Below are 18,722 nucleotides of genomic sequence, written 5' to 3'. Positions count from 1 at the left end.
GGCGGACATGCCGAGCTGTGGAAGAGGTCGGGTTGCTGGCCTGTTCGCAGACGTTCAGGCCAGGGTGCGCCAAGGCCGAGCTGCGGGACGGAATAATGCAGGCGTGATTTTTGGCCGTCGCGGCGGGCCAGGAGGATGGCCGCACATGACAAAGGGGCGGACCATTTTGATCCGCCCCTGCAAATTTCGATGTCCTGGCACGTGCCCGGCGACCTGAGCCGTGGTCGAAAGGACGATCCTAGCGGACGATCCCGGCCTTCGTGAGGTTATCCAGCGCGATCTTTTGCACCGGTGCAAAATCATCATTGGATTCGACGGCCTTTTCGGCAAGGCCGTTGGCGGGATAGACCTCGGCCTTGCCGTAGTAGTCGCGGTACATCGCAAAGCGGCCGCGCAGGATGCTGTTGCCCATGCCGAGATCCTTGCGGGCATCGCGCAGCGCCTCGACGTCGATCATGGCCGAACATGCGACGGTTTCCTCGGCCGTTTCCTCAAAGGCGATACGGGTGCCGCGATAGTCGACGATCATCGAATGCCCGCCAGTCAGCGTGTCGGAGAAGCCCGCGGTGCCAGCCAGGTTGGTCGAAACCAGATACATCATGTTTTCAGCGGCGCGGCATTGCTTGGCCATGTCCGCGATCGGGGTCAGGGGTTCGTTGTTGGGGTGCAGGATCACCTCGGCGCCGCGCAACATGAACACGCGGGTGATTTCGGGCACATTGACCTCACCGCAGGGATAGATCGCCAGGCGACCGAGGGGCGTGTCTGCGACGGGGAAAATGCCGTCTTCGCCATAGGCATCGCGGTATTCATCCAGAATGTCGTGCGGCGATGTCCAGCTGCCGGTGTTGATGCGACGGTAGCGCAGGATCACCTCTCCGCTGGGATCGAGCAGGAAGGACGAGTTGAAGTAGCGGTCCGGCCATTTCGGATCGACCTCGAAGTGGTTGCCGGCGATGTAGATGTCGAATTCGCGGCACAGGTCGGCCAGCGTTTCGGTGATGGGGCCGGGGATCGTGGCGCAGGCACGTTCGATCCACTGGCTGGCAGGGGTGCCCCGTTGCGGACCCTGAAAGACAAACTCGGGCAGCACGACCAGTTTCGGGGGATTCGGTCCTTCGCAGGCGGCGCGAATCTTGCTGAGCGCGTTGGCAATGTTGGCGTTTATGATGTCCCACGCCGCGTCCTTGGTGGTCGCGTTGCACGCGATCTTGCTGGTCATCTGGATGCACGTCGCGCGCCACGGTTGAATGGCCATCTGCGTCTCCCTGTTGGTTGGAGGTTGGTGTTTTTATCTGTGTGCAAGTGGTATACCAATTGAACGCCGACGGTGTCAATGCGGCGGATTTCGGTTTGGTGCGATGGAAAATGCGCATGACCGCCATATCTTCACATGCCGGTGCGGATGCGGTATGGCTTTGGTCGACCATGGGGATGCAATTGCGCCAGCAAACCGCAAGCGGTCTGTCCCGACAGGCAAAATGACAACAGCGGAGAGTGGGCCCCTTGGAGCATATCGTTACCCTGAAAGATGCGCGGCCACGGCGCGACCCAATCGTCGCCGCAGGAGAGCGGAGCCTGTCGGAGGTCGCCTATGCGCACATCCTGGACCTGTTGCTGGCCGGTGAGGTCAAGCCGGGCGAGGCGCTGCACGAACGCAAGCTGGCGCAGAGCATGGAAATTTCCCGCACGCCGGTGCGCGAGGCGCTGTTCCGGCTGGAGGCAGAGGCGTTGATCCTGCGGGGGCCGGGGCGTAACCTCGTGGTCGCGGATATCAGCGTCGAGAGCTATGTGCGGCTGCTGGATCTGCGCCGTATCCTGGAGATGGAGGCGGCGGCGCGCGCCACGGGGCGGATCGGTGCCGACGTGCTGGCGCAGGTCGAGGCGGCGCTGGATCATCTTTTGCAGCTGAACGAGGTGACGTCGGCCCAGCATTGGGCGGTCGATGATCTGGTGCACCATTCCATCGCGGAGGCGGCGGGCAATCCGATGCTGAGCCAGTCGATCCGCGATCTGCGGCGGCGGACGCATATCTTCAACACCTCGCGCATTTCGCATCGGCTGACGCCGGGCGCAGAGGAACATCGCGCCCTGATCCGGGCCGCGGCGGGCACAGACCCTGAACTGACGCGGACCCTCATGGGGGCGCATATTGACCATGTGCGCGCGGCGATCGTGGACTACATTCTGGGAATCCGTCGCTAGACGCGCGGTTTGGTTCGACATCATTCCAGCGTTGCGCCACATCAGAGCATATTGAGCACCAGCAGGGATCACGATGACCGACTTTGAACAGACCCCGCCTGCGGGGCGCACGCGTTTGCGGTTTCTTGAACGCGGAACACCACGCCTGCTGGCTGCGGCGATGATGGCGTTGTTCGTGGCAGCACTGGACCAGACGATCGTCGGGCCGGTGCTGGCCGATATCCTGGCCGATTTCGGCGGCGGTGCGTTGCTGGCCTGGGTCGCGACGGGCTTTTTGATGGCGTCGATGGTGGCGGCACCGCTGTATGGGGCCATCGCGGACATTCGGGGCCGGCGCTACGCGTTGTTGCTGGCAAACGCGCTGTTCCTGGCGGGGTCGATCCTGTGTGCCATTGCGCCATCGCTGGAATTCCTGGTGGCGGCGCGCCTGTTGCAGGGCTGCGGCGCGGGTGGCCTGGTGTCCGTGCCCTTCGTCGTCGTGGCCGACCGGGTGCCGATGGCGCGGCGTGCGGTGTTCAGCGCCTTCATTTCGACCATCTATGCGGTGGCCGGGCTGATCGGGCCGCTGGCGGGCGGCGCGCTGGCGCAATACCTGAGCTGGCGTTGGGTCTTCTGGGTCAACCTTTTGCCCTGCCTGTTGGTGTTCTGGGGTGTCATGACGGCGCTGACGCCGCGTGCCGCCCTGAAGGGGCGCCGCATCGACTGGCCCGGCGCCGGGTTGCTGTTGGCGGCGACCGTGCCGCTGTTGCTGATCTTCAGCGCGTCGGAGACCGTGGGGGCGGGCGAAACACCGGTGCTGCCGATCTGGGCGCTGGTGGCGCTGAGCGCGGTGTTCTGGGCGGGGTTCGCCGTGCGCATGATCAAGGCCCGCGACCCGCTTATCCCGCTGGCGGTGTTCACCAATCGATCCATCGTGCTGGCGTCGCTGGGGCTGGCTGCCTGTGTGGGGACCAACCTCGGGCTGGCGATCTACCTGCCGCTGTATTTCCAGAAGGTCAATGGATTGAGCGCGGCGCAGGCGGGCCTTGGCATCCTTGCGATGATCGCGGGCGGGCTGGTCGGAGCGTTTCTGACGCCGCAGATCCTGAAACGCCGCCCGGCCTACAAGCGGCTGGTGGTCAGCGGCGCGGTGATGGGAACGGTGTTTGCCGCCGCGGTGACGGTGGTCATGGCACAAGACACGACGCTGCTGTTGCTGATCCTGCCGACCATCGGCCTTGGTATGGGGGTGGGAATGCTGTTTCCGGTGTTCGCATTGATCGTGCAGAACGCCGCCGCGCCGGGGCAGATGGGCGCCTCAATCGGTGTGCTGTCGTTCATGCGATCCATGGGGGGCACCATCGGTGTTTCCGTCGTGGGGATGATGGCGGTCGGATCGGGCTTGGCTGCGGAGACGCTGGAGGGCGCACGACTGCCGTTATGGAGCTTTGGCGCGACCCTCGGGGGGCTGATGACGCTGTGCCTGATCGCGATGGTTCTGCTGCCGAACCGGCGGCTGGAGGGATATGGCCGAGACACCCCACCGCCTGTCAGCGAACCTGTGGCGTGAAAGAGGCAGGAGCCGATGCGCGATGACAGATCAGCCCCTGCGGTATCAGCCGAGCTCGGATAGACGGCGCGCCTGGCGGGCAAGCATCGCCTCGACCTCGGCCACCGCGACGGATGGCAGGGGCGCACCCGGTTTGCGCATCGCAGCCGAGGCGATGGCGCCACGTTTGGCCAGCACGTATTTGCGCACCGCCAGCCCGAGGCCGGGTTGTTGTTCATAGCGCACCAGCGGAAGGTAGGCGTTGAAGATGTCGTTGGCCCGGTCGTGATCACCTGCGTTCGACAGGGCAACGACATCGCGCATCATCTCGGGAAAGCCGAAGCCGGTCATCGCACCATCGGCACCACGGCGCATTTCCTCGGGCAGGAACAATCCGCCGTTGCCGGTCAGGATCGCGGTACGGCGGCGACCCTTTTCCTCGGCCTCTCGCAGCGCGGTGATCTTGGCCAGACCCGGCCAGTCCTCGTGCTTGAGCATCACGATGGAGGGGTGCGCCTCGAAGATCGTGCCGAGGGTGGCGGGGGAAATATGCACGTTGGTCGACAGCGGGAAATCCTGCAGAACCATCGGCACATCGGCCCCGATCGCCTCGACCACCTGCGCGTAATAGGCGATGATCTGTTCGTTGGTCTTCAGCGACGACGGCGGGGCAACCATGACCCCCGAGGCCCCGAGGTCCATCGCGGCGGCGGACAGATCGCGGATCGCGGCCAGTCCGGGGGCCGAAACGCCGACCACCACGGGTTTGCCCGAGGCGCGGGCCAGCGTGGCACGGGTCACGGCGAGGGCTTCGCCTGGGGTCAGCTTTGGTGCTTCGCCCATCATCCCGAGGATGGTCAGACCATCGGCCCCGGCGTCGAAATAGAAATCCGTCACGCGGTCGATGCTGGCGTGGTCGATCGCGCCATTTTCGGTGAAGGGGGTGACGGCAATGACGAAGACGCCTTTGCTGGATGCGGTGATCAGGGTCATGAATTGGGATCTTTCTGGGACAGGCGGTGCCGCCACGCCGGGCGGCACCGGTCGTGCGGGATGGGGTCAGTTGGTGATGTCGTAGATGACGTCCGTGACGGCAGGCTTGTTCGTCAGCGGCGTGACCGTGTCGACCATGTCGATATTGTGGGCGACGCGATCCATGTCGAAGGCATAGCCGTTCTTGTCGAAGATGTCGTTGTCGAAGGCGAAGCTGACGGAATTGGGCACCATCGCCTCCTGGCTTTCGCGCAGCATCCCGTCGACGTGGGCGACGATGGCGTCGATGGCCGCGGTGGGGTCTTTGCGCGCGGCGTCATAGCTGCACTGCACGGCGCTGGCGAAGCGTTTCACCAAGTCGGGGTTGCTGGCGATCATCGCATCCGAGGTGAACACGGAGGCGTTGTAGAGGTTCAGCGTATCGCCGTAATAGATCGCACGCACCGATTTGCCCGCATTTTGTGCGACGGAGTTGATGCCGACAACCGAGGTCACATAGCTGGCCAGCGCATCGATCTTGCCTTGCAGCAAGAGGCCGGTCAGGGCAGAGCCGTCGGCGGTAATCTCCTCGACCTTGCTGTAATCGCCACCCGCGTCCGTCATTCCGAGGGGCAGGAAGGTCATGGCGGCATTGCCGACGGAAGAGCCGATGGAATGGCCCTCAAGGTCGGTCAGGGTCTGGATCGGGCTGTCCTCAAGCACGGCAATGGCCGAAGGGTTGTTGGAGACAATCGGCATGATCGCCTTAACGGGCGCGCCGGTTTCAGAGATGATGCCGATGATCGTGCCAAGGTCCGTGACCGAGAAATCCGACACACCGGTGGCGACCTTGGTCACGGCATCCGACGCGCCATAGCCGCGCGATATGGTCACGTCGATGTCCTGGTCCGTATAGCAGCCATTATCGAGGCCGAGGTAATAGGGTGCGGAGATGCCGCCCGGTGTCCAGTCGAGCTGAAAGTTGACCTTGTCCGCAGCCAGCGCCGGGGCAGCCAGCGACAGGGCAAGAAGAGAGGCTGTTGCCAGGCGCAGGCCCGTGCGGTTCATCGGATTAGTCATGTGCGGGAATCTCCTGTTGGGGGATGTGGTTTGTTATTGGCATACCATTAGAATACCGGTAGCATGACGTCTATAAATTTCATCGCCGAACCTGCGCAGGTCGCGAAATCGGTGACAAGACATCCAGCTGAGAGGAAAAATCATGCACTTCGAAGAGGTCTTTGCCGCGCTGAGCCAGCATGAAGATGAAATGGTCGCCCTGCGACACGATATCCATATGCACCCTGAAACCAGTTACGAAGAGCACCGCACATCGGGCATCGTGATGGACAAGCTGGCAGAATGGGGCATCGAGGCGCATAAGGGGTTGGCAGGCACCGGGGTCGTTGCCGTGATCAAGGGCAACAGGCCCGGTAACAGGTCCGTTGGGCTGCGTGCCGACATGGATGCGCTGAACATGACCGAAACGAATACGTTCGGGCATAAATCGACCATTCCGGGCAAGTTTCACGGTTGCGGCCATGATGGCCATACCACGATGCTGCTGAGCGCGGCGCGCTATCTCAAGGCCAATCCCGATTTTGCAGGCACCGTGCACTGCATCTTTCAGCCCGCAGAGGAAGGCGGCGCCGGGGGCCTGAAGATGATCGAGGACGGGCTGTTCGAGCAGTTCCCCTGCGATGCGGTCTATTCGCTGCACAACAAGCCCGGCCTGCCGGTGGGCAAATTCATCACCCGCGTCGGCGGCCAACTGGCCTGCGCCGACACCTGGGTCGTGCGCTTCAAGGGCACGGGCGGCCATGCGGGCGCGCCGGAGAAATCGACCGACACGACCATTCCGCTGGCGCATTTCATTCTGGGCGTTCAGTCGATCGTGTCGCGCAATATCGTGGCGCAGGAATCGGCCGTGCTGACCGTCGGCATGATCGAGGCGGGCACCAGCCACAATGTGATGCCATCGGAAATCGTGGTGACCGGCACGGCGCGCTGCCACAATCCGGTGATCCGCGATCTGCTGGAAAAACGTCTGGGCGAGGTGGCCGAGGCCTGCGCGGCGATGAGTGGGTGCACCGCCGAGCTGGACTATCAGCGCGGCTATCCGCCGCTGGTCAACGCGCGGGAACAGACCGACATCGCCATTGCCGCCGCCGCTGCGGTCGCGGGGGCCGAGAACGTCGATGGCAACAGCGCCCCGATCAACGCCGCCGACGATTTCGCCTACATGGCGATCGCGCGGCCCGGCTGCAACGTGATGATGGGCAATGGCGACGGGCCGGAGTGGAAGAACAACCACATGCCCGATTACGATTTCAACGATGCGATCATTCCCTGGGGTGCGGCCTACTGGGTGTCGGTCGTCAACCAGGAGCTGGGCGGGCAGGAACGGGAGACCAACGCCGCTGCCTGAAGCAAGGACACATCGCGACAAACAGGAAAGGCCGGCGCCAGCGCCGGCCTTTTTCATGGGGTCCGCTGGGGTCAGTCCCCGACGTTGGATTTGATCGACCAGCCGAAAAAGCCACGGTGGATCCAGTTCACCGCCTCGTAAAGCAGCACCGAAACGATGGCCAGCATGACCACGCAGGCGGTCGCGGTGGGGATTGCGAACTGAGCGGTCGAGGAGGTGACGAGAAAGCCCAACCCCTTGTTGGCATTGACGAACTCGGCCACGACTGCGCCCACGACGGCCACGGTCACGCCGATGCGCAAGCCGCTGAAGATGAACGTCACGGCATGGGGCAGGCGCACTGTCAGGATCTCGGTCATGGTCGAGGCCCCGGCGACGCGGGCGAGGTCGAGCATTTCCGACGGCGTGTCGAGGATACCGGAGGCGGTGGCCACCATGATGGGGAAAAAGCAGGTCAGCGTGACGATGATCAGGCGCGTCGTCATGTCGGTGCCGAAGATCACCACGAGGATCGGCGCGATGGCGATGATCGGAATGGCGTTCAGAAAGACGATCAGCGGATAGATCATTTCCGACACGGTGCGATTGACCGAGACGAGGACGCCCAGGGGAATGCCGACCAGACAGGCGCAGGCGAAGCCGATCAGGATGGTCTTCAGCGTCTCTCCGGTATTGGTCAGCATGGTCATGCCCAGTCGGGTGCCGCCATGGAAGATATCGACGGGCGAGGGCAGCAGATAGATCGGGATCTCCATCGCGTAGCTGAGGAATTGCCAGACCCCGAGAAAGGCGAGGAAGGTGGCGACGGGCAGGATGATCTTGCGCAGGGCGGGGGTCATTGGGCGCGGTCCCTTTTGGTGCGCGGGCCGAAGATATCGTCCCGGATACGTTGCGAATAGGTGTGGAAATCGGGCCGCGCGGTGGAATCCGGGCCGCGCGGTTTGGGAATGTCGACCGTGATCAGGTCTTGCAGCCGGCCGGGACGGGCGGACATGACCGCAACACGATCCGACAGCAGTACCGCCTCGGATATCGAGTGTGTAACGAGCAGGATCGTCTTGCGGGTGCGTTCGTGGATCTCCAGCAGGTCAAGTTGCAGATCCTCGCGCGTGAGGGCGTCGAGCGCGCCAAAGGGTTCGTCCATCAACAGGATCTTGGGGTCCAGGATCAGACTGCGCGCGATGGAGGCCCGTTGCTGCATGCCGCCCGACAACTCGTGCGGCATCCGGTCGGCCATCTCTTCCAACCCGACGAGGGCCAGCAACGCGCGTGCGCGGTCGCGGTCATCCTTGTCGGCGCGGCCCTTGAGCACGCGTGCAGGGTAGAGAACGTTGTCGAGCACGTTGCGCCACGGCAGCAGGGTCGGGCGTTGAAAAACGATTGCGACTTCGGAAAACCCTTGTCGCGTCTTGCCGCCACCAATCCAGAAATCACCTGTCGTCGGCTTTTGCAGCCCGGCCAGAATGCGCAGGACGGTGGATTTGCCGCATCCCGATGGCCCCACCAGCGAAACGATCTCTTCGCGGTAGATCGTCAGGTTGAAATCATCCAGTGCAACGAGGTCATTGCCCTTCCTGGTTTCGAAGGTGACGCCGGTGTGCGACAGTTCGATGATGGCTTCGCGACGGCTGTCGGGCTCGGGGGTTGCTGGCTGCCCGGCGGGGGCCTCAGGCGTCGACATAGGCACGACGCTGGCGGCAGAAGCGGCGGATTTCATGGAAAGCTCCCTGTCTTTGGTATCCCGGCGGGCAGTGCTGGCCCGGGTGAGCCATATGGCATACCGAGGGTGCACCAAATGCCAGATGCCAGCACCAATTATTGCAGGGTCAAATATCGATTGCCTTCAATATGGGCAGAGTTGGCGGCGTGGAGCCTGTTCCGAAGGCGCACGGAGCGGGTCAACAGGGAAAAAACGGGTCGGCAGTTGCGCCTTGGATTTTGAGTGGTGTACCAATTGCACACTAAAAGGATCAAAAGGGGACGCATCATGCCAAGGATGCTCATATCCGGGGCCAGCAGGGGAATCGGGCTGGAGCTGGCCCGACAGTTCATCGCCGGGGGATGGGAGGTCATCGGAACCGCCCGCACGCCTGAAACGGCGACGGACCTGGCCAGTCTGGGCGCGCGGGTTCTGCCGCTGGAGGTGACGGACCCGCAGTCTATCGAGGCGCTGGTGCAGGCGCTGGACGGTCAGGCAATCGACGTGCTGATTGCCAATGCCGGGATCGCGATCAACCTTTTGGCCGGACCGTCAGAGGTGGGGCGCGCGGAGTTCCTGAAAGTGATCCGCACGAACACCTTTGCGCCCTTTGCCCTGGCACGGGCGCTGAAACCAAATCTGCTCGCGGGCGAGTTGAGGATATGCTGTGCCATGTCCAGTCTGATGTCGTCGGTCGCGGCAAACGACTGGGGCACGCAATACAGTTATCGTGCCTCGAAAACCGGGCTGAACGCGGTCTGGTCGGCACTGGCACGGGAATGGCGCCCCGAAGGGATCACCTGCACGCTGTTGCGGCCCGGCATGGTGGCCACGGACATGACCGAGGGGCGCGGAATAAAGGTCGAAGACAGTGTCGCTGGAATGAAGCGCGTGGTCGAGGGGTTGTCGATGGCCGATGCGGGCCGGATCATCGGATACGATGGGCTGGACGTGGCCTGGTGATGGATGCGGAGCGCAAGAAAGAAGAGGGCCATATGCCAACAGTTTTGATCACGGGTGCGAACAGCGGCATCGGGCTGGAGTTTGCCCGTCAATACGCGGCGCGGGGCTGGGCGGTCATTGCCGCCAACCGGTCGCCCTTCAAACCGGCGGATTATGCACAACTGGGCTATGACGCGACCGAAATCCGCTATGATGCGCAGGACGACAAGAAAGCCGCCGAACTGGCGCTGCGCCTGAAAGGTCGCCCCATAGACGTCGTCATCCTGAACGCCGGGATCAGCGAGGAAACCGAAGCCGCCCCCGAGGAGGTGACGGCAGAGTCGTTCGAGCGGTCGATGATGGTGAACACCTATGCTCCGCTGCACCTGGCTGCGTTGCTGGAAGACAATCTGAAGATGGGCGAGGCTAAACTGCTGGTCGGCGTATCGAGCCTTGCAGCAGACACTGGTCGCTATGACGTGCCGCGCCAGTTTGCCTATCGGGCCTCCAAGGCGGCGCTGAATCAGATGTGGCGCAATCTGGCGGTCGAATGGAAAGACTGGGGTTGTACCTGCATCACGCTGCGTCCCGGACGGGTCAGGACCCGGATGACCGGTTACGCGGGTGACCTGAGCGTGGAACAGGCGGTTTCAGGCATGATCGGCGTACTGGACCGCGCAACACCCGAAGACAACGGCGCATTCATCTGGCACGGCACTGAGCTGGCCTGAACGCAAGGAAAGGCGCGGGGGCGGGGATCACTCCGCGCGCCAGCCGCCCGCGTCGGTCCTGCGCAGGATTGGCGTGGAAAAGGCCCCCTCGACCGTGATGCCTGCAACCTTGTTGCGCCATGCCGACCCCTGCAACATGGCCGCGCCAATGACGCTGGGCAGGATCCCTGCCTTGTCCATCAGCGCCAGAACCGCCGCCATCGAAGTGCCGGTCGAAAGCACATCGTCGATGATGGCAATGCGCCCCGTCAGCAGGGGTTTCATCCTTGGGTCCAGGTAGAGCCGCTTGCCCTGGCCCGGTGAGGTGATCGAGGAGAGCGGCACCGAAAGGTCCTCCTGATACCAGAACTTGCGCGATGTCCCCAGCGGCACCAGCCGGGTATGCCCGAGGCGTCGGGCCACGGCCTCGGCCAGGGGCAGGCCCAGCGTCGGCACGGCGACGATGACATCGGGGGCATGGGCGCGCAGTTGATCGCTCAGGCGGTCTGCGATGGCATCGAGAACCGAAAAGCTGGCTTGATTGAGGATCATCGAGGCGACACCGCGGTCGCCGTCCGCCAGCGCACGAATGGGCAGCAGAAGGTGGTGCGTACCCATCGGGGCGGCGTAAGTTTCCTGGTCGGGCTGAACGCCGGGGGTCAGGTCGCTGTGCAGGGCCTGCCAGACATCGGTTCTCATCACGCGCTTTCCCATTTCTTCGGGCACGTGTATCCCCGTGCCAATGCCATTGCTTGCCGCAGCACTACAGAAGGACCGCCGCCCATGAAAGACACCAGCCCGATGGAGGCGCATGTTTTACGCGATCTGACCGCATTGCGTCGTGATCTGCATGCCCACCCCGAGCTCGGGTTCGAGGAGCAGCGCACGTCGGACATCGTTGCGAAGCGTCTTGAGGCGGCGGGGCTGGAGGTGACGCGCGGGCTTGGTGATACCGGCGTGGTCGGCACGCTGCGCAAGGGGGATGGCAACCGCGCGATCCTGCTGCGCGCCGATATGGATGCCTTGGCGATGACCGAGGTGACCGGCCTCGACTATGCCTCGACAAGCCCCGGTCGGATGCATGCCTGCGGGCATGACGGCCACACGACGATGCTGTTGGGCGCGGCAGAGGCGCTGGCACAGCGCGACTTTTCCGGCACCGTGCATTTCGTCTTTCAGCCGGCAGAGGAGGGGCGCGGTGGCGGCGCCAGGATGGTTGCAGATGGCTTTTTCGAGCAGTTTCCAGTGGATGCGGCCTATGGCCTGCACAATATGCCGGGGCTGGAGCTGGGCGTCGTCGCAGCGGTCGAGGGGCCTCAGCTGGCCAGTTCGGACCACTGGCATGTCACCTTTCGCGGGCTTGGCAGCCATGGCGCCAAACCGCACCAGGGGCGCGACGCGGTGACCGCCTGCGGTGTCTTTCTGGGGCAGGTGCACAGTATCGTTGCGCGCGAAGTCGACCCGCTGGAGCCTGCGGTGATTTCGGCCTGTGCCGTTGAGGCGGGAGATTTCAACGCGCTGAACGTGATCCCGCAAGAGGTGCGCATCGGTGGCACCGCGCGGGCCTATTCGGTGGGTGTGCGGGATCAGTTGGAAGAGGCGATCGGGCGGCATGCGCGCGGTGTTGCGGCGGGGTATGGCATCGATGTCGACTATAGCTTTACCCGACGCATTCCGCCGGTGGTCAATGACGCGGTGCCGGTCGATGTGGCGCAGCGCGCCGTCGTGCGGGCCTTGGGCGAGGGGTCGCTGCGCACGGCCTTCCCGCCTTCGACCGCAGGGGACGATTTTGCCGAGTTCGGCACCCGTGTGCCCGGTGCCTATGTCTGGCTGGGCATGGGCGCGATGCGCGAGAACGGCGCGCACCACGCGACGAACTATGATTTCAACGATGATTGCATCCCCGCGGGCGTCGCATGGTGGTGCGCGGTGGTCGAGGAAGAGCTGGGGCTCTAACGCCCTAATCCGCGGCGCATCTCTTCGCGTAGCGCATCGGCATCCAGGGACATGGCGACCTGGATCTCGTGCTTGCCGGGGATCAGCGCGCCTGTCGCAAGGTCGACGCCCAGATCGTAGGTTTCGACGGTGAACAGGTCGGGGTGCAGCGCCAGAAGCGGCACGCAGGGGTCGTGCAACGGGCGGCTTTCGCGGCCCCGCGCCGCATCGAAATAGGCGTCGATCAGGTCGGCGCAGGTGGTTGCGGGGGCGGTGTTCAGGGCACGCAGACTGCTGACATAGGTGGCATCGGCGCGTATCTGACGTGTGGCATCCAGCGGAATCAGGATCAGCGGCAGTCGGGCGCGAAAGACGCGTGCGGCAGCCTCGGGGTCATGGGCGATGTTGAACTCGGCGCGGGTGCCGTGCACATTGCCCGGCTCAAAGATCGCGCCACCCATGGCGATGACGCGGCGGATGCGGGCGGCGGCCTCGGGGGCATGATCCAGCAGCAGGGCGATATTGGTCAGCGGGGCCAGGCAGAGCAGGTCGATGGTGTGCGCCTCCTCGGCCATAAGCAACGCGGCCATCGCCTCGACCGCGGGCAGGGGGCTGGGGGGCGTTGCGGCATCGGGCAGGGTGACGCCGCCAAGGCCGTCGGTGCCGTGGATTGCAAGCTCGGGGTCCGGGTCGCGGATCAGGGGGGTCGCGGCACCGGCATGTACCGGGGTCTCGATCCCTGCAAGCGTGGCGATGCGGCCCGCGTTGCGGGTCGTGACATCAAGGCCGATGTTACCCGCCACCGTTGTCATCAGCGCCACGTCGATATCCGGGTGACGCAGGGCATAAAGGATGGCGATGGCATCGTCGATGCCAGGGTCCGTGTCGATGATCACGCGCATGGGGTCGGCTTTCTTTGAGGTGGATCAGGCGGTTGCGTCGATCTCGACAATCTTGGCCTTGAAACGACGGGCGACTTGCAGCGCGTCGGACAGCGCCTTGTCGCCCTCGATCGTGGTGCAGAGGCGATCCTGCATCAGCCATTGCCCGGCGACCATGGTGGCGCGCACATCCGTCGGCATCGTCGCGAAGGTCAGCATCGAATAGATGTCGTAGATCGGGTGCAGACGCGGATCGTCCAGCGAAATGCGGATCAGGTCGGCCTGTTTGCCGGGTTCGAGCGAGCCGATGCGATGCGCCATGCCCAGGGTCGCCGCGCCTTCGATGGTGGCCATGCGGATCACGTCGATGCAGGGCAGCGGTTTGCGCGATCCACCGGCGATTTTCTGGAACATCGTCGCGGGGGCAAACTGGGAAAACAGGTCGAGCGTATTGCCCGACATCGGCCCGTCGGTGGCGATCCCGACATTGACGCCACGCGCGCGCAAGCCGGTGATCGGGGCGATGCCGCGCCCGGCCTTGCCGTTGGAGCGGGCGTTGTAGGCGACATTGACGCCGCGTTCCGCCAGCAGGTCGAGGTCGGAGTCGGTCGGGTACATCACGTGCGCGGCGATCAGGTCGGGGCGCAGCAATCCGGCGCGATCAGCCACCTCGACCGTGGTCATGTCATGGGTGTCGCGGGCCCATGCCACCTCGGGTTGCGTCTCGGCCAGGTGCATCTGCACGGGCAGGCCGGGGTGGGCGTCGGACCAGTTGGCGACGCGGGTCATCACCTCAAGCCCCGTGGAATAGGGCGCGTGGGGCGCGGCAGAGGCGGTTATTCGGGGGTGGCCGCGGTAGAGATCGGCCAGCGCATCGAGGCGGTCAAAGCCTTCGTCCATCGTGGCGTGATCGGGGGCGGCGAAATTCGCCAGGGTTTGCCCGACGACACCGCGCAGGCCGGACTGGTCCAGCACCGCGCCGATGCGATCCTCGAAATAGTACATGTCCGCGACGGTGGTGACCCCGCCCCGGATCAGCTCTAGGGCGGCAAGGCGGCTGCCGACCTCGACCACATCGGCCGTGACCAGCGCGCGTTCCAGCGGCAGGATATAGCGGAACAGGCGGTCGTCGACGTCTTCGCCCAAGCCCCGGAACAGGGTCATCGGCATGTGGCAATGGGGGTTGACCATACCCGGCATGATCAGGTCGCCACCCATGTCCTGCGCTGCGCCATAACGGGCAGGGGCCGCCCCCGCGCCGAGGCCGAGGATCGTGCTGCCCTCGACCGCGATCCAGCCGTTTTCGATCTCGGTCAGGCCCGCATCCATGGTCAGGATGCGGGCGTTGGTCAGAACGATCATGCGGCCTCGGCAGGCAGCAGGCAGCATTGTTCGGGCTGCGGGATCAGCACGGCGTTCGAGCCACTTTCGTAGGGGTGCGCCAGGGGGCCGTTGGCCTTCAGCTCGCCCGCCGCGGTGTCGCACTGGTACTGGTAGGCGCGCCCCAGATAGGTGCGCAGCCCCAGGCTGGTGGGGATGCCGTCGCCGCTAGGCGCGACCAGCAGACCCTCTGGCCGGGTGGCCAGGATGAAGTTCTGCGAGGGCACGGTAAACGTATCCTTGGGCAGGTTCAGAGTGGCACCACCGGGCATTTCGGCGCGCACGGCATCGCCGGATTCCGCAATTGCCTTCATCGGGATCATGTTCTCGAACCCGACGAAATCGGCAACAAAGGCGTTGGCGGGGCGCGAATACAGCACCTCTGGCGCGTCCAGCTGCATGATACGGCCCGCGTTCATGATCGCCACGCGGTCGGAGATCGAGAACGCCTCTTCCTGATCGTGGGTGACGTAGAGCGCGGTGGTGCCGTTGGCCTGTTGCAACCGGCGGATTTCGACCCGCATGTCGACGCGTAGCTTGGCGTCGAGGTTGGACAGGGGTTCATCGAACATCAGCAGCGGCGGTTCGATGACAAGGGCGCGGGCCAGGGCAACGCGCTGACGCTGGCCACCGGAGAGATTGGCCGGATAGCGATCCGCCAGCGCGTTCAGGCCGACGCGGTCGATCATGTCGTCGGCGCGCCTCTTGCGCTCACCTGCCGAAACGCCACGCTGTTTCAGGCCGAAGGCGACGTTGTCGCGCACGGTCAGATGCGGGAACAGCGCGTAGGTCTGGAACACCAGCCCGATGTCACGGTTGTGCGCGGGCAGGCGCGTCAGGTCACGTTCACCAAGGCGGATCTTGCCCGCCGTCGGCTCCAGAAAGCCCGCGACGAGGCGCAGCGTCGTCGTCTTGCCACAGCCAGAGGAGCCGAGCAGCGAGACCAGCTCGCCCTCGGCGATATGCAGCGACAGGTCCTCCAGCACCTTGGTGGTGCCGTAGTGGGCGGTGACGTTTTCGATGGAGAGGGATACGGTCATTCGTCAGGCCCTTTACTTGGTCAGGAATGTCAGGCCGAGCGTGCGTTCAACGATGGCCATGACGGCGACCGTGACACCCATCAGCAGAACCGAAACCGACGCGATGGTCGGATCGAAGAACTGCTCCATATGGGCGAGAAGCTGGATCGGGAGGGTGGAGACGCCGGGACCGGTCAGGAAGATCGACACCGAAACGTCATTGAGAGAGGTGATGAACGCCAGGATGAACCCGGCGATGATGCCCGCCCGCACATTGGGCAGAAGCACGGTAAAGAACGCTTTCCAACGTGGGCAACCGAGGGAAACGGCGGCCTCCTCGATGGAAAAGTCGAAGGAATTCAACGAGGCACCGACGACGCGCACGCAATAGGGCAGCACGATCAGCGCGTGACCGATCAGCAGCGACAGCATGATCGGCAGGTTGATGCCCGTGGCCAGAGATTTCATCAGCGAAAACCCAAGCACGATTTCCGGGATCAGGATTGGCAGAACGAAGATGTTGCCAAGGAAACGCGGCAGTTCGACCCGGTAGCGTGCCATGGCGTAGGCGGCGGGGATGCCAATGCACATCGACAGCGCCGTACCCCCCACCGCGAGCATCAGCGATGTGACGAAGGTGCGCTTGAAGGCCGAAATCTCGAACGCGTTCTGATACCAGTGCAGGGTCAGCCCGCGCGGCGGGAAGGTCAGGAAGGACGTGTCCGAGACGGACGCGCCGATGATGATGATCAGCGGGCCGACCAGAAAGAAGAATGTCAGTGCTGCGAAGGCGATCAGCAGGGGATGTGTCTTGCGTTGCATGTGCTTACCCCGCGACCGGATTGAGGCGATGCGCCAGTTTCGACATCACCAGAACGGTGGCCAGCGTCACGACGACCATGATGGCGGCGACGGTCGATGCGGCAACCCAGTCGAACCGCACCATGGCGTTCTGATAGAGGAATGTGCCCATCATCATCTGGCTTTCCCCACCCAGAAGTTGCGGCGTGGCATAGCTGGTGAACGACCCGGTGAAGACCAGAACCGCGCCCACGATCAGCCCCGGCACGGCCATCGGCAGCACCACCTGACGGAAGGCGGCGGCGGGCGTGGCCCCGAGCGAGGCGGCCGCATCGGTGAGGTCCTGGGGAATGCCTTCAAGCACACCCACAAGGGTCAGGATCATCAGTGGAACGAACAGGTAGATCATCGCCACGATCACCGACCCTTGGGTGTAAAGCATTGAAAACGGCTCGGTTATCGCGCCGATCCAGATCAGGAAGTTGTTCAGGATACCGTTCTTGCCCAGGATCACCAGCCAGGCGAACGAGCGCACGACAACCCCGGTCAGCAGCGGAAATACCGCCGCGATGATCAGCAGGCTTTTCAGCCGTCCGGGGGTCTTTGCGACGACCCAGGCCGTGGCAAAGCCGACAGCGACGGAGACGACGGTGGTGATCAGGGCGACCTCCATCGTGCGCCACAGCACCGTGGTGCGAAAGCGGGAATTGAAGAAGGCGGCATAGGTCGCGAAGGGGCCCTTGGGGTCGCCGAAGGTGGTGGCGAAGGTCGCGATCACGGGCAGACCAAGGAACAGCAGCACGAGCAATGTGGCCGGTGTGGCCAGCGCCCAGGCGCGCAATCGGGGGGGCATGTCAGGTGTCCTTTAACAAAGCGATACGGGGCGGCATTTCAAACCGCCCCGCGTCAAGGTCAGATCAGGGCGATGCCTGATCATAAACAATGGCTTACATGCCGAAGATTTCGTTCCAGCGGTCGATCCAGTCGGATTTGTTCGCGTTCATCTTGGCGTAATCCATGGTGTTCAGCGCGGCGATGGCATCGGCGCCATAGGTCCACATGGCGGCCTGTTCGTCGGTCAGTTCGACGTTCATGTTGATCGGGGCATCGACGCCCTGTTCGGCCTCTTTCTGCTGCACTTCGTCGGACAGCAGGAAGTTGATGAACTCATACGCCAGTTCGGTGTTTTCCGCGCCGGTGGGGATGTTGACGGTGTTCAGAACCGCGATGTCGCCATCTTCCAGTTCGGCCCATGTCATTGTGGGAACAGCATCTTTCAGGGATTTCAGGGTGAAATCCTGGGTCATGGTGACCGAGGCTTCGCCGGTCGAGATCAGGTTCACCATCTCGGAGCCGGTGTTGTAGTTCTTGGTCACGTTCGGCTCGATCGCCTTGACGGCCTCGAAGGCGCCTTCGGCATCTTCGTAGGCGTCGACACCGGCATGGGCACCGGCCTGAACGACGAACATCGGGCCGGCGGTGGTGGTGATGCCGGGCAGGGAAATGGTGCCTGCCAGATCGTCACGCCACAGGTCATCCCACTTGGTGATCGGGTCGATCTTGGCGCTGTCGTAGACCACGCCGATGCGTCCGACGGTATAGGCGGGGCCAAAGCCGCCCTGGGGGTCACGGGCAATTTCGTAAATGTTTTCAATGTTCGGCACCTTGGAGGCGTCGAATTTCTGGAAGGTGCCGGCCTCGACCCCGATCTGGGAATAGGCGTCGGTCAGGAAGATCACGTCGACGCCCTTGCCACCGCGGGCCTGCAGCTTGCCCAGGCGGTCGGCGTTGTTGCCGGTTTCGAACTGCACGTCGCAGCCACACTGGGCCTTGAAGGGTTCGATGATGTTCGCGTTCAGCTTGTCGCCGTTATAGCCCCACCAGGAGATGGTCAGCGTTTCAGCCTGGGCCGAAGCGGCGGAGGCGATAAGGGCGAGGGCGGAGATTTGCGCCAGTCTTTTCATGGGGTTTCCCTGTCTAGTTCAGAAGGTCGAGTGCAGAATCGGACGGTGATGGTGATTTATGTGATGCGTGACGTATAGCGCCGACAATCGGAAATGCACGCATTTGCCAGTTCAAAAGGCAGTCGGAAAAGTCATTTGCACACATGTTAATCGCCCTTGCGCCTGTCGGGCCGACTGGCACGCGGCCGGGGCGGCGGATCGGCGCGGGAGGGGGCGGCGCGGTGCGGGGCGCGGGCTGAGCGGGGCCGCTTGGGCGGG

Annotated in this window: 18 protein-coding genes; 6 read left to right on the top strand and 12 right to left on the bottom strand. The window is 63.7% G+C overall.

All coding sequences use genetic code 11. From position 1 onward, the window contains the following. Positions 1 to 238: 238 nt before the first annotated feature. On the bottom strand, positions 239 to 1,258 hold the full coding sequence (locus DL237_RS05250; RefSeq protein WP_119398004.1) for a nitrilase-related carbon-nitrogen hydrolase: 1,020 nt from the start codon (positions 1,256 to 1,258) through the stop codon (positions 239 to 241). 248 nt (positions 1,259 to 1,506) lie between these two features. Between DL237_RS05250 and DL237_RS05245 the strand changes: the two genes are divergently transcribed. Both DL237_RS05245 and DL237_RS05240 read left to right on the top strand, forming a co-directional pair. After that, entirely contained in the window at positions 1,507 to 2,205 is a 699-nt protein-coding gene (locus tag DL237_RS05245) for a GntR family transcriptional regulator (RefSeq protein ID WP_158585587.1), read from the top strand. Positions 2,206 to 2,278: 73 nt separating this feature from the next. Continuing rightward, a complete protein-coding gene (locus DL237_RS05240) occupies positions 2,279 to 3,754 on the top strand; it encodes an MFS transporter (protein WP_119398002.1) in 1,476 nt (491 codons plus the stop codon). A 45-nt stretch (positions 3,755 to 3,799) separates the two neighbouring features. Here the strand turns inward: DL237_RS05240 and DL237_RS05235 are convergent, their stop codons facing one another. Beyond that, complete coding sequence (locus DL237_RS05235) at positions 3,800 to 4,726, bottom strand: dihydrodipicolinate synthase family protein (protein ID WP_119398001.1); 927 nt, start codon at positions 4,724 to 4,726, stop codon at positions 3,800 to 3,802. Positions 4,727 to 4,792: 66 nt separating this feature from the next. Continuing rightward, a complete protein-coding gene (locus tag DL237_RS05230; RefSeq protein WP_233544875.1) occupies positions 4,793 to 5,785 on the bottom strand; it encodes an ABC transporter substrate-binding protein in 993 nt (330 codons plus the stop codon). A 142-nt stretch (positions 5,786 to 5,927) separates the two neighbouring features. Between DL237_RS05230 and DL237_RS05225 the strand changes: the two genes are divergently transcribed. Next, a complete protein-coding gene (locus tag DL237_RS05225) occupies positions 5,928 to 7,133 on the top strand; it encodes a M20 aminoacylase family protein (protein ID WP_119397999.1) in 1,206 nt (401 codons plus the stop codon). A 71-nt stretch (positions 7,134 to 7,204) separates the two neighbouring features. Here the strand turns inward: DL237_RS05225 and DL237_RS05220 are convergent, their stop codons facing one another. Further along, entirely contained in the window at positions 7,205 to 7,972 is a 768-nt protein-coding gene (locus tag DL237_RS05220; RefSeq protein ID WP_119397998.1) for an ABC transporter permease, read from the bottom strand. After that, a complete protein-coding gene (locus tag DL237_RS05215) occupies positions 7,969 to 8,850 on the bottom strand; it encodes an ABC transporter ATP-binding protein (protein WP_233544874.1) in 882 nt (293 codons plus the stop codon). The genes DL237_RS05220 and DL237_RS05215 overlap by 4 nt, the downstream gene beginning before the upstream one ends. A 270-nt stretch (positions 8,851 to 9,120) precedes the next feature. Between DL237_RS05215 and DL237_RS05210 the strand changes: the two genes are divergently transcribed. Beyond that, entirely contained in the window at positions 9,121 to 9,795 is a 675-nt protein-coding gene (locus tag DL237_RS05210; protein ID WP_119397996.1) for an SDR family oxidoreductase, read from the top strand. A 32-nt stretch (positions 9,796 to 9,827) separates the two neighbouring features. After that, positions 9,828 to 10,505 (top strand): SDR family NAD(P)-dependent oxidoreductase, encoded by a 678-nt coding sequence (locus DL237_RS05205; RefSeq protein ID WP_158585586.1) that lies wholly within the window; start codon positions 9,828 to 9,830, stop codon positions 10,503 to 10,505. A 27-nt stretch (positions 10,506 to 10,532) separates the two neighbouring features. Here DL237_RS05205 and DL237_RS05200 read toward each other — a convergent pair whose 3' ends face one another. Then, positions 10,533 to 11,183: a phosphoribosyltransferase gene (locus DL237_RS05200; protein WP_119398220.1), complete on the bottom strand. Its 651-nt coding sequence runs from the start codon at positions 11,181 to 11,183 to the stop codon at positions 10,533 to 10,535. Between the two features lie 84 nt (positions 11,184 to 11,267). Between DL237_RS05200 and DL237_RS05195 the strand changes: the two genes are divergently transcribed. Next, a complete protein-coding gene (locus tag DL237_RS05195; RefSeq protein WP_119397994.1) occupies positions 11,268 to 12,440 on the top strand; it encodes an amidohydrolase in 1,173 nt (390 codons plus the stop codon). On the opposite strand, the gene DL237_RS05190 is transcribed toward DL237_RS05195, so the two are convergent. From DL237_RS05190 to DL237_RS05165, 6 genes are all read right to left on the bottom strand, one after another. After that, the gene (locus DL237_RS05190; protein ID WP_119397993.1) at positions 12,437 to 13,321 is read right to left on the bottom strand and encodes a nucleoside hydrolase; all 885 of its coding nucleotides are present in this window, start codon (positions 13,319 to 13,321) and stop codon (positions 12,437 to 12,439) included. The genes DL237_RS05195 and DL237_RS05190 overlap by 4 nt on opposite strands. A 24-nt stretch (positions 13,322 to 13,345) precedes the next feature. Continuing rightward, positions 13,346 to 14,662, bottom strand: a complete 1,317-nt coding sequence (locus DL237_RS05185; protein ID WP_119397992.1) for an amidohydrolase family protein — start codon at positions 14,660 to 14,662, stop codon at positions 13,346 to 13,348. Next, positions 14,659 to 15,720 carry an ABC transporter ATP-binding protein gene (locus DL237_RS05180; protein WP_119397991.1) on the bottom strand — a complete coding sequence of 354 codons (1,062 nt, stop codon included), beginning with the start codon at positions 15,718 to 15,720 and terminating at the stop codon, positions 14,659 to 14,661. The genes DL237_RS05185 and DL237_RS05180 overlap by 4 nt, the downstream gene beginning before the upstream one ends. 12 nt (positions 15,721 to 15,732) lie before the next feature. After that, positions 15,733 to 16,521 carry an ABC transporter permease gene (locus tag DL237_RS05175; RefSeq protein ID WP_119397990.1) on the bottom strand — a complete coding sequence of 263 codons (789 nt, stop codon included), beginning with the start codon at positions 16,519 to 16,521 and terminating at the stop codon, positions 15,733 to 15,735. 4 nt (positions 16,522 to 16,525) lie between these two features. Next, complete coding sequence (locus tag DL237_RS05170) at positions 16,526 to 17,353, bottom strand: ABC transporter permease (protein WP_119397989.1); 828 nt, start codon at positions 17,351 to 17,353, stop codon at positions 16,526 to 16,528. A gap of 94 nt (positions 17,354 to 17,447) precedes the next feature. Further along, positions 17,448 to 18,464 (bottom strand): ABC transporter substrate-binding protein, encoded by a 1,017-nt coding sequence (locus tag DL237_RS05165; RefSeq protein WP_119397988.1) that lies wholly within the window; start codon positions 18,462 to 18,464, stop codon positions 17,448 to 17,450. Between the last annotated feature and the right edge of the window lie 258 nt (positions 18,465 to 18,722).

It is taken from the genome of Pseudooceanicola sediminis (assembly GCF_003575965.1).
GTDB classification, from domain to species: Bacteria; Pseudomonadota; Alphaproteobacteria; order Rhodobacterales; family Rhodobacteraceae; genus Pseudooceanicola; species Pseudooceanicola sediminis.
This window is presented reverse-complemented; position numbering and strand designations above follow the sequence as displayed.

Bases quoted from the DNA above. Each gene is read 5' to 3' on its own strand.
- DL237_RS05250 (WP_119398004.1), bottom strand. From the start codon at position 1,258: ATGGCCATTCAACCGTGGCGCGCGACGTGCATCCAGATGACCAGCAAG.
- DL237_RS05240 (WP_119398002.1), top strand. From the start codon at position 2,279: ATGACCGACTTTGAACAGACCCCGCCTGCGGGGCGCACGCGTTTGCGG.
- DL237_RS05235 (WP_119398001.1), bottom strand. From the start codon at position 4,726: ATGACCCTGATCACCGCATCCAGCAAAGGCGTCTTCGTCATTGCCGTC.
- DL237_RS05230 (WP_233544875.1), bottom strand. From the start codon at position 5,785: ATGACTAATCCGATGAACCGCACGGGCCTGCGCCTGGCAACAGCCTCT.
- DL237_RS05225 (WP_119397999.1), top strand. From the start codon at position 5,928: ATGCACTTCGAAGAGGTCTTTGCCGCGCTGAGCCAGCATGAAGATGAA.
- DL237_RS05220 (WP_119397998.1), bottom strand. From the start codon at position 7,972: ATGACCCCCGCCCTGCGCAAGATCATCCTGCCCGTCGCCACCTTCCTC.
- DL237_RS05215 (WP_233544874.1), bottom strand. From the start codon at position 8,850: ATGAAATCCGCCGCTTCTGCCGCCAGCGTCGTGCCTATGTCGACGCCT.
- DL237_RS05210 (WP_119397996.1), top strand. From the start codon at position 9,121: ATGCCAAGGATGCTCATATCCGGGGCCAGCAGGGGAATCGGGCTGGAG.
- DL237_RS05205 (WP_158585586.1), top strand. From the start codon at position 9,828: ATGCCAACAGTTTTGATCACGGGTGCGAACAGCGGCATCGGGCTGGAG.
- DL237_RS05200 (WP_119398220.1), bottom strand. From the start codon at position 11,183: ATGAGAACCGATGTCTGGCAGGCCCTGCACAGCGACCTGACCCCCGGC.
- DL237_RS05195 (WP_119397994.1), top strand. From the start codon at position 11,268: ATGAAAGACACCAGCCCGATGGAGGCGCATGTTTTACGCGATCTGACC.
- DL237_RS05190 (WP_119397993.1), bottom strand. From the start codon at position 13,321: ATGCGCGTGATCATCGACACGGACCCTGGCATCGACGATGCCATCGCC.
- DL237_RS05185 (WP_119397992.1), bottom strand. From the start codon at position 14,662: ATGATCGTTCTGACCAACGCCCGCATCCTGACCATGGATGCGGGCCTG.
- DL237_RS05180 (WP_119397991.1), bottom strand. From the start codon at position 15,720: ATGACCGTATCCCTCTCCATCGAAAACGTCACCGCCCACTACGGCACC.
- DL237_RS05175 (WP_119397990.1), bottom strand. From the start codon at position 16,521: ATGCAACGCAAGACACATCCCCTGCTGATCGCCTTCGCAGCACTGACA.
- DL237_RS05170 (WP_119397989.1), bottom strand. From the start codon at position 17,353: ATGCCCCCCCGATTGCGCGCCTGGGCGCTGGCCACACCGGCCACATTG.
- DL237_RS05165 (WP_119397988.1), bottom strand. From the start codon at position 18,464: ATGAAAAGACTGGCGCAAATCTCCGCCCTCGCCCTTATCGCCTCCGCC.